A 12,193-nucleotide genomic window follows, 5' to 3' on the forward strand; every position below is an offset into this window, starting at 1 on the left:
CACTGAATTATCCAGCAGCTTTTTCCGTGTTTTTATCGCCATGCTTTTGTTTTCTTATGCTTGTAATGTAAATGAAGAGAAAAGCAATAAGTAATAGAGAGGAGTAACGATATACAGTTGCATAGTTTGTAAAGTGAGCAATAAATCCAAAGATAATCGCTCCAGCGCCGATTCCAAGGTCAAATGCGGAGAAGAATGTAGCAGTTGCTACGCCGCGTCGATGCGGTGCTACGCGGTCAATCATCCATGCTTGCAGTGCAGGTTGGATCGCTCCAAAACCACTTCCGTAACATGCTGCAGCAATAATTAAGCTCGGAATTGTCGTCGTATACGACAATAAAATAATACCTGTAAATGTTATAATAACTCCCGGAATGATGACGAATGTATGGCCTTTCGCATCATATAGCTTTCCAGAGAATGGACGAGTCACAGCGATTGCTAGTGCGTTACATAAAAAGAAGAGACTAATATCAGCTATGCCGACTTCTGTAGCAAATAGTGTGATAAAACTTCCGATTCCTCCGTACATTAATGTAATACATAATATTAATAATGAAGGAAGTAAAGCTTTACGCTCAATAAATCCATCGAGAAAAGTACTAGATGATTGTTGTGGAGGCTGTTTCGTTTTTTGGATTTGAAGTAGTTTCGTTAATATTAATGAAACAATTGTGCACGATAATGCACATAAAAAAAGAATTGTGAAGTTATATGTTTGCATAAGCCATAGTCCGATAAGTGGACCGAGGGCCATTGCAATTGTTCTAGAAAGGCCAAAATATCCCATGCCTTCTCCGCGGCGAGCTGAGGGAATTAAATCAGAAACGACAGTTCCATATGTAGTCGTTGTAATACCGAAACCAGCTCCGTGCAAAATACGAACAGCAAGCAAGAGAAAGATAGTTGAGGCGAAAAGATAACTGCCCATAGCGAGTAAACAGATAGCAGTACCGATCATTAAAATGATTTTTTTATTGAATTTTTGCAAGGCGTTCCCAGTTAGCGGTCTAACAAAAAGTGCCGCAACGGTAAACATGCCGACAACAAATCCGATATTGGAACTTGTGCCACCAATTTCTTTCACATAAACAGGTAAGGTTGGAATTAACATTTGAAACCCTAAAAACATACATAAGTTTGCAAAAATTAAAGCAACAAACTCTTTTGTCCATAACGGTTCTCGTTTTACGAGTATTGCTTCTCCCATATATTCATCCCCTATATAAAATTTTCTCTTTTCTTTCGAGTATATGTATTGGCCAATGCAACAGTCAAGGAAGGTGTCTTGAAAACGGATAACAATTTTTAAGGTGAAAAACTGACAAATTTGTGTAAAAGCTACACAACTATGAAAAAAAGATGTAAAGTATAGATGTATAGACTTGTAGGTGTTAAGAATGATAGAAATTGTTTTTTCTTTAAAGAAAGCGGATTCAAAAGAGTAGTGAACAAGAAGGGGATATATACTTTTCACTACATATATTTGAAAAGGTTTACAATATGATGAAGAAAGAGGCGTGTACATATGAGACGATTAGGTATTTCTATTTATCCAGAACATTCAACAGTAGAGAAAGATAAGGAGTATTTAACATTAGCAAGTAAATATGGATTTACACGTGTGTTCACATGTTTATTATCTGTGGATGGAGAAAAAGAGAAAATTATAGAAGAATTTAAAGAAACGATCTCTCATGCGAATGCATTAGGGTTCCAAGTATTAGTTGATATTAGTCCATCTGTTTTTGAACAATTAGGTATTTCGTATAATGATTTATCATTCTTCCATGAATTAGGTGCGTACGGTATTCGTTTAGATGTCGGTTTCTCAGGATTAGAAGAATCAATTATGACTTATAATCCGTATGGTTTGAAAATTGAGATTAATATGAGCAATTGTACGAAGTATGTAGATAACATTATGAGTCACAGACCAAATCGTGAAAATTTAATTGGTTGTCATAATTTTTATCCGCATCGTTATTCAGGGTTATCATACGATCATTTCATTAAATGCTCGAAACAATTTAAAGATTACGGTATGAGAACGGCTGCTTTTATTTCATCATTTGATGCAACATACGGACCTTGGCCAGTAACAGAAGGGTTATGTACATTAGAGCAGCATCGTGAATTATCGATGACAACACAGGCGAAACATTTATTCGCGACGGAATTAATTGATGATGTTATTATTGCAAACGCATATGCGTCAGAAGAAGAATTACAAGCACTAGGTGCATTAAATAAAGAGAAACAAACATTTGATATAGAAATATATGATACAACGACAGAACTAGAAAGAATTATCGTATTAGACGAACCACATTTTTATCGCGGAGATGTATCTGAATATATGATTCGTTCTACACAAAGTCGTGTGAAATATAAAAAAGAAGAGTTTAAACCTCATAATACGCGTGAAATTAAGCGTGGAGATTTATTAATTGATAATGAACAATATGGTCAGTATAAAGGCGAATTACAAATTGCATTAAAAGATATGGTGAATACAGGAAAAACAAATGTAGTTGGTCGAATTGTAGAAGAAGAGATTTTCTTACTAGACTATTTACAAGCATGGGATAAATTCGGATTTACATTAAAGAAATAGAGAGAATATAAAGGGGAAAAACTACTGATTTCAGCAGCTTTTCCCCCTTTATATATAAAGAGCGAGAGGAAGAGCTATGACAAAGGTGCATCAGCGATTAATTTCTATTTTAGAGGAATTTTTAGAAGAGAAATCGATGTTAAATCGAGCTTTTTTAGCAGGCCGTTTACATGTATCAACGAAGACGATTCAAAAGGATATAAAATTATTAAATGATATATTGGAAGAAAACGGAGCGAAAATCGAATCGCAAAGAGGGAATGGGTACGAATTAGAAATTATAAAAAAGAAGAAATTTGAAGACTTTTGTGTGAGTCTATTTCAAAAACAGACGGAAAAGATCCCAACTTCTTATGAAGAAAGAATAGCGTACATTCTGCAGCGTGTTTTAATGACAGAGGGATATGTGAAGCTTTCAGAATTAGCGGAAGAGATGTATGTGAGCAAATCAACGGTCAATTTAATTATGAAAGATGTTACAGATATATGTGGTCGCTATGAATTACAAATTGAGAAGAGACCGTATTATGGTATACGTATTGTTGGAGAGGAATTTAATATTCGTTCTTGTTTATCACAATATGGTTTACCGCGTTATGATCATACTCCGTTTCATGAGCAATTTGAGCAGACGGAGACATATTTATCGCTACCGCATATATCACTCATTCGTTCAATTATATTAAAGTATATTGAAGGCGGAACAATATATTTATCTGATATAGAAATTGATAATTTAGTCATTCATATTGCAATCGCATTAAAGCGTTGTCAAAGTCAACATTATATGAAAGGACTGCATGCGGAGCAATCAGAACTTATAATAAAGAAAGAATATACAATTGCGAAGCAGATTTTAGGAGATTTAGAGAAAGAGTTAAAATTTTTATTTCCAGAAGAAGAAGTATTATATGTGACGATGCATTTATTAAGTACTGCTGTTACAACGAGAGATCGCTATGAAAATGTAGAAGAGCTATTAGGAAAAGATATATATGCATTTATGCAACATATTCTTTTTAAAGTAGCGGAAGAACGGAATCTTATTTTTTATTATGATGAAGAATTATTATTTGGATTTGGTATTCATTTAAAAACGTTATTAAATCGTTTGAAGTATAAGTTAAATACGAGAAATCCTCTTTTGGCAGAAGTGAAAAAGAATTATCCGTATGCTTTTGAAATTGCGGTTCTCGTTGGAGATATCATTGGTGAATATACGGGTGAATCGATCCCTGAAAGTGAAATTGGTTATATAGCAATTCACTTCGGCGGAGCGATGAGCCGTTTGCAGGAGCAAAATCAAAAGAAAAGATGCTTATTAGTTTGTGCGACTGGTCAAGGAAGTGCACAACTATTAAAATATAAAATTTTATCACAGTTCCGAGATAAATTAGAGATTGTAGGTATTACAGGCTATTATCAATTGAAAGTAGAAGATCTTTATAAAGAAAAAATAGATTGTATTATTAGTACGATTCATATACCGAGTGGCTTGCCTGTTCCAGTTATAAAAGTGAATTCAATATTTGATGATAAAGAGATTAAATCGATTGGTCAGCGGTTGTTTACGCATGTGAATACTAGTGTGCAGCCTTATATTAAGGAAGATTTAATCTTTTTAAATTATAGTGCTTCTACGAAAGAGGATGTTATTCAGTTTTTATGTGAGAAAGCTGCTGAGAAACGCTATGTACCAGAAAACTTTTATGCTTCTGTTATGGAAAGAGAAAATACGTCTCCGACAGCGGTTGGGAATTCAGTTGCAATACCGCATCCGATGCAGTTATTAAGTGAGGAAACTTTTTTGATGTTTTGCACACTTGAAAAGGCTGTTGATTGGGGAGATAAAAAAGTACAAGTAATTATTTTATTTAGTGTAAAGCGCAATAATAATGAAGATTTGCAAAGGCTATATGATTTTTTATATGATATTATGTCTAGTCAAACTACGATAGAGAAACTTACTCAGACCGAGGTAATTGAAGATTTTCAAGAGATTTTATTATCATTTTGAAAAAGTATATAAAAACTTCCGTTACATAACGGAAGTTTTTTATGTTTAATTGTATGCGTTTTCATAATAAGATGGAAATATAGAAAACATATAGCTTGGGGGAATTTAAAATGGCTGATATGCAAACTCCATTTGCGTTAATTTTACATGGTGGCAATGCGAGAAGTGCGGCGCTTGAAGCAATTGCTTTTGCAAGACAAGGAGATTTCGGGAATGCCGGTGAAAAGATGAAACTTGCTAGTGAGGAAATTTCAGCAGCGCATCGTATTCAAACGGATTTAATTCAAGAAGAGGCAAGAGGAAATCATGCAGAAATTAGTTTACTGTTGGTGCACGCACAAGATCATTTAATGAATGCAATTACAGTGAAAGAACTGGCTGAAGAATTTATTGCTCTTCATAAACGAGTAGAAGAGAAAGTGACCGTATAAGATGTACATTTTATTATGTTGTGCAGCAGGTATGTCAACGAGTATGGTCGTAAGAAAAATGCAAGAAGAGGCAAAGAAACAGGGGAAGAATTATAAAATTAAGGCAGTTGATTCAGAACTAGTGAAGCTTGAAATTAAGGAAGCCGATGTCGTTTTAATTGGACCACAGGTGAAATATTTATTCCCAGCTGTAGAGTTTCTTGCAAATTCATACAATATACCAGTTGCGATTATAGACCAACGAGATTATGGCATGTGTGATGGTTTGAAGGTGCTTAAGCAAGCAGAACAATTAGTTTTAGCATAATTATATCTTTTTAAATATAAACATTATAATGTTATAAAGTTTATTTCATTCTTTTATAGTAGAGAGAAAGAGGAGGGCTATTGATGAATGGGTTTATGAGTTTTATGGAACAAAAGATTATGCCAACAACGCAAAAGATTGCAGGACAACGACATTTATTAGCAATTCGAAACGGGGTTATTTCTACATTGCCGTTAACGATCGTCGGATCATTTTTCGTTATCTTTTTAAATTTACCAATTGATGCATATATGGAATGGATTGCACCGTTTCGCCATATTTTAGATATTCCATTCCGATTTACAGTAGGGCTAATGGCATTATACGCAGCGTTTGGTGTAGGGGCTTCGCTCGCGAACTTTTATCAGCTCAATCAGTTAAGTGCAGGGTTATTATCTGTACTCGCCTTTTTACTAGCATCAGTTGAACCAATTCAAATTACGAAAACTGTACCAGGTGTTATTGATGCAGGTAGATATATTTCAGTAGGAACATTAAGTGCAACGTCTTTATTTGGCGCAATTGTTACAGCATTAATTGCAGTAGAAATTTATCATTTTATGATTAAGCATAATATCTCGATTAAATTACCAGATAGTGTACCACCCGCAGTTTCAAATTCGTTTGCAACATTAATTCCAACATTAGCAGTTATTCTTTTATTCTGGGGCATTCGCTACGGTTTGAAATTCGATGTAAATACAACAATTACATATTTAATCGCACCATTAAAATCAGTATTAGTAGGAAATAATTTATTCGGTGGTTTATTAACAGTATTCTTAATCGTGTTTTTCTGGTCATTCGGTATACATGGACCAGCGATTTTAGGACCAATTATTCGTCCGATGTGGGATTCAGCAATTCTTGAAAATATGGAAGTATTCACTGCTACAGGAAATGCACATCAGTTACCAAACTTATTTACAGAGCAATTCATTCAATGGTTCGTATGGATTGGCGGATCAGGTTCAACGTTAGCTTTAGTAATTATGTTTATGTTCTCTAAATCTAAGTTCCTAAAAGAGTTAGGTAGATTATCATTCGTACCAGGTTTATTCAATATTAACGAACCAATTATTTTTGGGGCACCGATTGTAATGAACCCAATCTTAATTATTCCGTTCGTTATTACACCGTTAGTGACAACGACAGTATCATATTTCGCAGTTGTTTCAGGTATGATTCCACTTATGATGGCGAAACTGCCATTTACGATGTTAGCACCAATTGCAGCGGTAATTAGTACGGACTGGACAATTATGGCTGGTGTACTTGTACTTGTTAACTTTGTTATCTCATTCGTTATTTACTATCCATTCTTCAAAATGTATGAGAAACAACAATTAGCAGGAGAGGAGAAAACAGAATGCTCGGAGCAATTATCATCTTAATTACATTCGTGGTCGGACAGTGTATTGCCCATTATTCGAAATGGGTACAAAGTAAATCTTTATTAGTGTTACTACTAGTATCAGTTTTATTTATCGGTTGTTCAATGGGTGCATATGTAATGTTAGGATTGCAATCACCGTACGTAATTATTGTACCGACAATTTTATGTGCAACGTGTTTATCTGCAAAATATAGATTTACGAGCATGGCATTAATACAACGTGTGAAGGAGATGCAAAAGCATGGAGCGTAAATTAGGAATTTCACTTTATCCAGAACATTCAACGAAAGAAAAAGATATGGCTTATATTTCCGCAGCGGCACGACACGGTTTCTCAAGAATATTTACTTGTTTGTTATCTGTGAATCGTCCGAAAGAAGAAATTGTAGCTGAATTTAAAGAGATTATTAATCACGCAAAAGATAACAATATGGAAGTTATTTTAGATGTAGCTCCGGCTGTGTTTGATCAGCTTGGTATTAGTTATAGCGATTTATCATTCTTCGCGGAGTTAGGCGCAGACGGTATTCGTTTAGATGTAGGCTTCGACGGGTTAACTGAAGCGAAAATGACGAATAATCCGTACGGTTTAAAAATTGAGTTAAATGTAAGTAACGATATTGCGTACTTAGAAAATATTCTTTCGCATCAAGCGAATAAATCAGCTTTAATTGGTTGCCATAATTTTTATCCGCAAAAATTCACTGGTCTTCCATACGATTATTTCATTCGCTGTAGTGAACGCTTTAAAAAGCATGGTATTCGCAGTGCAGCCTTTATTACATCACATGTCGCAAACATCGGTCCATGGGATATTAACGATGGATTATGTACATTAGAAGAGCATCGTAATTTACCAATTGAAGTACAAGCGAAGCATTTATGGGCAACAGGGTTAATTGATGATGTCATTATCGGAAATGCTTATGCGAGTGAGGAAGAGTTAGAGAAACTAGGAAACTTAAATCGCTACATGTTACAGCTAAAAGTGCACTTTGTAGACGAAGCGACTGAAGTAGAGAAGAGAGCTACGCTGCAAGAATTACACGTAAGGCGCGGCGACATAACAGAGTATATGGTACGTTCTACAGAAGTACGTAAAAAGTACAAAGACTATGACTTCCCAGTGCGTGAAAGTGTGCTGCAGGAAAGAGGGCAAGTTGTAATTGGAAACAATTCATTTGGTAAGTATAAAGGTGAACTGCAAATCATTCTGAAAGAGATGCCGATAGATGAACGGAAAAATATCGTCGGTACAATTGCGGAAGAGGAGTTATTCTTACTAGATTATGTAGGAGCTTGGACGCAATTTACTTGTGTGGAATAGGGAAGAGAAGGAGAGGATGCTGTGGCATCCTCTTTTTTCTGTTGAAATAGTAATCTATCGTATATAGAATGCAAAGAGATAGACTTAATTTGGACGGGAGAGAAGGAGATGGAAGAGTATATAGATGATTTATTAAGGCGGATGGATGATGAGGAAACAAAGATTTGGCATCGTGCGTATGATGAAGCAAAAGCGTTAAATGACTTATTAACTTTTCCTTATTTACAGCAGAAGGTAATCAAAGCAAAAAAGGTATCTATGAAGAAAGACATTTATTATTTAATGACGAAACTCGCTATTAATACGAAAGAGATCAGTATTGCTGATTATCTTATAGATTGTTTGGAATGTGAACAAAACCCGACTTTGTTAAGTGAACTGCTTAGTAATATTTATACATTGCCAGAAGTAAGTGATACAAATAAAATTATTCCGTATATTTACCATAAAAACGATAGTGTTCGTTTTTGGGCAGTTTCTTCCTTAAAGTTATGTAAATCATTAGAAGCGGAGAGTGCTTTACTAAAGTTGCTGGATACTCAAGAAAATAAAGATGAGATTACAAATATTTGTTATACATTGTTTGAGATTGGAACAAATCAATCGATTCTGCCGTTAACAAAGCTTTTATATAGTAATAGTGCCTATGTTCGTTCAACTGTTATTGAGGTGTTAGCAAAAATAGGGGGATCGGACTTACAAATAGTTTATATTGAAGCTTTACAGGATAGAAATGTGATGGTGAAATATGAAGCTGTTCGAGCTATTTATACGTATGGCGACGAAATGGCAATGAGAGCAATTTGCGAACGTGTGAATAAAATTGTTGCTAGAAGACGTAAAAATGAAGTAGAGCCTACGGATGAAGCAGAGATTATCATTGCTCTTCGTTTCTTACATAAGTTTGCTAATCATGAAGAAGTTTTAAAGATATTTGATAAAGTATATAAAAAACGAGGGAACTTATTTATATCGGAGAGGGAATGGCTTCGAGACAATATTGCTTACTTTCAAGAGAAAGAAAGAATGTAATAATTATAGAAAAGGAGTCAGTCTCAACGATAAGACTGACTCCTTTTTTTACTAACTAGTTTAATACTTTAACTGTAACTGTTTTACGTCCCCAGCTACTTGATGAACCTTTATCTGGCATTAAAACGTCGATTTTATTACCTTTAATAGCTCCACCAGTATCACCAGCGATTGCTACTCCGTAACCTTCAACCCATACTTTTGAACCTAATGGAATGACACTTGGATCAACTGCAATTAGTTTCATGTTTGGATTAGCTGTTAAGTTGTGGCCTAAAGCTGATTTTACTTGGTCGCCTGCTTTATAACCATTTTCAAGTGGATCTGCTGTGTAAGCTGTTGCTACAACACGTAACCCACGAGAAGATGATGGTGCACTTGTTTCAGTTTCTTTTGCAACAGGTTGTTGTGTAGCTGGTTTTTGAGCTTTAGCCGCTTCTTGAGCCTTAGCCGCTTCACGAGCTTTAGCTGCTTCTTGAGCCTTAGCTGCTTCACGAGCTTCAGCTGCCTCTTGAGCTTTAGCCGCTTCACGAGCTTTAGCTGCTTCTTGAGCCTTAGCCGCTGCTTGAGCTTCAGCATCTGCTTGAGCTTTAGCCGCTTCACGAGCTTTAGCAGCCTCTTGAGCTTTAACTTCTGCTTGAGCTTCAGCATCTGCCTGAGCTTTAGCCGCTTCTTGAGCCTTAGCCGCTTCACGAGCTTTAGCCGCTTCTTGAGCTTTAACTTCTGCTTGGGCTTCAGCTGCTTCGCGAGCTTTAGTTGCTTCCACTGCTTTAGCTTTTGCTTGAGTTTCAGCTACTTCCTGAGCTTTAGCAGCTTCACGAACTTTAGCTGTATCTTGAACTGTAGTCGTTTTTTCAACTTTAGCTACTGGTTGAACTTTAACTGGTGCTTTACCTGTTAAGTAAGGAACATGAACATAAGCTGTTTTTCCGTTATATTCAAATTGAATCCAATCATTTTGTACTTGGTGTGTTGTTTCAATTACATCATCTTTTTTCAACTTACCAAGAATCTCTGAGTCTGTGTTTGCCCCAGCACGTACGTTTAATACGTTTGCTGTTACGTAGTAAGTGTCTTTTGTGTAGTCAGCGCTTATGAAAGCTTCTTTACCGCTATTCAATTGAACTTTTGACCAACCATTTTCTGTATGTAAAACATTTACTTTATATCCATCTAATAATTTTCCTACAACTTTTGATTCAGTAGTTGGGTTTTCTCGTACGTTTAGTACGTCAGTCGTTACGATTGTTTCTGCTTTAGCAGATGTTGTGAAAATCCCAAGACCAAAAACCGCTGCTGTTGCTATACCCATAAATTTTTTCATAATAGCCTCCATTGCATTTGTTTTCGTTGACCTCATTATAGCAACCATTATTTTCTTATTTGCGAAAAACATAAAATTACAAAGCTTTCGTAACGGGGCATTAATATTCTGTAACAATTCCATAAATATCCTGATAGCGCTTCCTTGTTGTTTTTTGGCGTATTAGGGCATATGAAACACAAAATGAGTAGTATTTCAATTACTGTAACGTTAATAATGTTACGGTAATATTTCTTGATGATATCTATAGTGTTACAAAAATAGCTTATTTTACTGTTTGAATGGGAATTTAGTTATGAAACGATAATCTTTTTAGGCGTGAAAATATATAAATGAGGTGAAATTTAATGAAATATCGATATAATTGTTACAAAATCAGTCGAAGTATGGAAAAAATTACGCCTTGATTTTCGTCTGTTACATAGTATTTTTGCAATAATAGAATTAGATAATAGCCTTAGTACCTATAAATAATGAAGAGTATTAGAATGATAGTTGTAACGTGAAACATATATAATAGAAGAAACTCAATTTAGTAGATAAATAAAAAACGCAGGAGTGTAAACTCCTACGTTTTTGTTTATTCATATCGTAAACATTCAATTGGATCCAGTTTGGCAGCTTTGTTAGCTGGCAGTAAACCGAATAGTATACCGATTAACATAGATAGGGCAACGGAGATAAGTCCTAGTTTTAGTGAAACGACAAGTGGCCATCCTGCAAACATTGCGACAATCCATGCGAAGAAGATTCCAAGCATAAATCCGACAAAACCACCTAATGCTGTTAAAATGCAAGCTTCGATTAAGAATTGCATTAATACTTTACCACGTGTTGCACCTAATGCTTTACGAATACCAATTTCGCGTGTACGCTCTGTTACAGATACGAGCATAATGTTCATTACACCAATACCACCTACAAGTAAGGAAATAGCGGCAATACCACCGAATACACTTTTTAATATACCTGTGAAGCTATCAATTTCTTTTAAGAATTCTTGTGGATCTGGTACTTCAAATTTACCTGAATGCTCTGGTTTTTTTGCTTCATTTAATGATTTTACAACTGCTTCTTGAACAGTTTCCTTATCTTGACCAGGAGCAATTTTTACCGTTACAGAATCGTAGTTGTTTTTCCCGAATAGTACAGGCCAGTTTTCTGCTGAAATGACACCTTCTTTAAATGTCATGCCACCCATCATTGCTTTTATTGAATATACGCCAACTACTTTGTATGGTGTACCTTTTATATCTACATATAAGTTTGGTTCCCATGAAGAATATAATTTATCAAAAGCATCTGTATTTAATACAATTGTGTGTTCAGGTCTGTCTAAATCAGCTGCTGTTAAAAATCTGCCGTGCTCAAGTTTGAATTTAGATGTATCTTCAAAATAATCACCTTTTGCACCGGTAATATCAAGATCTAATTCTTTTTTTCCTGCATATACTTTTTCTTTTCCTTTTACATCTGGATAAACTTCTTGCACACCAGAAATTTTGGATATACTTTCATACATGCTTGAGGAAATTTTGCCGTCCATATCTGAGTAATCTTCTGTCTTATAATTTACAGAAAACTGATCTTTTTTTTCATTCCCGATTTGTTCGCGGAACTTTGCGTTTGTTCCATCCCCAATCGAGATAATAGTAATGATGGCACTAACCCCAATAATAATACCTAGCATCGTTAAGATAGAACGCATTTTATGAGCAAAGATAGAGGAAAGGGCCATGCGT

11 protein-coding genes are annotated in these 12,193 nt (G+C 35.2%); 8 read left to right on the forward strand and 3 right to left on the reverse strand.

The window, feature by feature from the left end; all coding sequences use genetic code 11:
* Window positions 1–7: 7 nt before the first annotated feature.
* Entirely contained in the window at window positions 8–1,210 is a 1,203-nt protein-coding gene (locus tag V6946_RS04180) for an MFS transporter (protein WP_366982055.1), read from the reverse strand.
* A 318-nt stretch (window positions 1,211–1,528) separates the two neighbouring features.
* Here V6946_RS04180 and V6946_RS04185 point away from each other — a divergent pair, with 318 nt between their 5' ends.
* From V6946_RS04185 to V6946_RS04220, 8 genes are all read left to right on the forward strand, one after another.
* On the forward strand, window positions 1,529–2,617 hold the full coding sequence (locus V6946_RS04185; protein WP_006917791.1) for a DUF871 domain-containing protein: 1,089 nt from the start codon (window positions 1,529–1,531) through the stop codon (window positions 2,615–2,617).
* Between the two features lie 76 nt (window positions 2,618–2,693).
* Entirely contained in the window at window positions 2,694–4,634 is a 1,941-nt protein-coding gene (locus tag V6946_RS04190; RefSeq protein ID WP_366982056.1) for a BglG family transcription antiterminator, read from the forward strand.
* 110 nt (window positions 4,635–4,744) lie between these two features.
* Window positions 4,745–5,065 carry a PTS lactose/cellobiose transporter subunit IIA gene (locus tag V6946_RS04195; protein WP_000774631.1) on the forward strand — a complete coding sequence of 107 codons (321 nt, stop codon included), beginning with the start codon at window positions 4,745–4,747 and terminating at the stop codon, window positions 5,063–5,065.
* A 1-nt stretch (window position 5,066) separates the two neighbouring features.
* Entirely contained in the window at window positions 5,067–5,372 is a 306-nt protein-coding gene (locus V6946_RS04200) for a PTS sugar transporter subunit IIB (protein ID WP_000275642.1), read from the forward strand.
* A gap of 83 nt (window positions 5,373–5,455) precedes the next feature.
* Window positions 5,456–6,766, forward strand: coding sequence for a PTS sugar transporter subunit IIC (locus tag V6946_RS04205; protein ID WP_366982058.1), 1,311 nt, complete (start codon window positions 5,456–5,458; stop codon window positions 6,764–6,766).
* Window positions 6,742–7,020 carry a hypothetical protein gene (locus V6946_RS04210; protein WP_000900048.1) on the forward strand — a complete coding sequence of 93 codons (279 nt, stop codon included), beginning with the start codon at window positions 6,742–6,744 and terminating at the stop codon, window positions 7,018–7,020. Before V6946_RS04205 ends, V6946_RS04210 begins: the two co-directional genes overlap by 25 nt.
* Window positions 7,010–8,095 (forward strand): DUF871 domain-containing protein, encoded by a 1,086-nt coding sequence (locus V6946_RS04215; RefSeq protein ID WP_000440054.1) that lies wholly within the window; start codon window positions 7,010–7,012, stop codon window positions 8,093–8,095. Before V6946_RS04210 ends, V6946_RS04215 begins: the two co-directional genes overlap by 11 nt.
* 108 nt (window positions 8,096–8,203) lie before the next feature.
* Window positions 8,204–9,127 (forward strand): HEAT repeat domain-containing protein, encoded by a 924-nt coding sequence (locus V6946_RS04220; protein ID WP_006924074.1) that lies wholly within the window; start codon window positions 8,204–8,206, stop codon window positions 9,125–9,127.
* A 55-nt stretch (window positions 9,128–9,182) separates the two neighbouring features.
* On the opposite strand, the gene entC is transcribed toward V6946_RS04220, so the two are convergent.
* Entirely contained in the window at window positions 9,183–10,574 is a 1,392-nt protein-coding gene (entC, locus tag V6946_RS04225) for a cell wall-binding protein EntC (protein WP_366982060.1), read from the reverse strand.
* Window positions 10,575–11,031: 457 nt separating this feature from the next.
* Window positions 11,032–12,189: an ABC transporter permease gene (locus V6946_RS04230; protein ID WP_002197439.1), complete on the reverse strand. Its 1,158-nt coding sequence runs from the start codon at window positions 12,187–12,189 to the stop codon at window positions 11,032–11,034.
* Window positions 12,190–12,193 lie beyond the last annotated feature (4 nt).

It is taken from the genome of Bacillus sp. PPSBB_2 (assembly GCF_045291115.1).
Taxonomy (GTDB): domain Bacteria; phylum Bacillota; class Bacilli; order Bacillales; family Bacillaceae_G; genus Bacillus_A; species Bacillus_A cereus.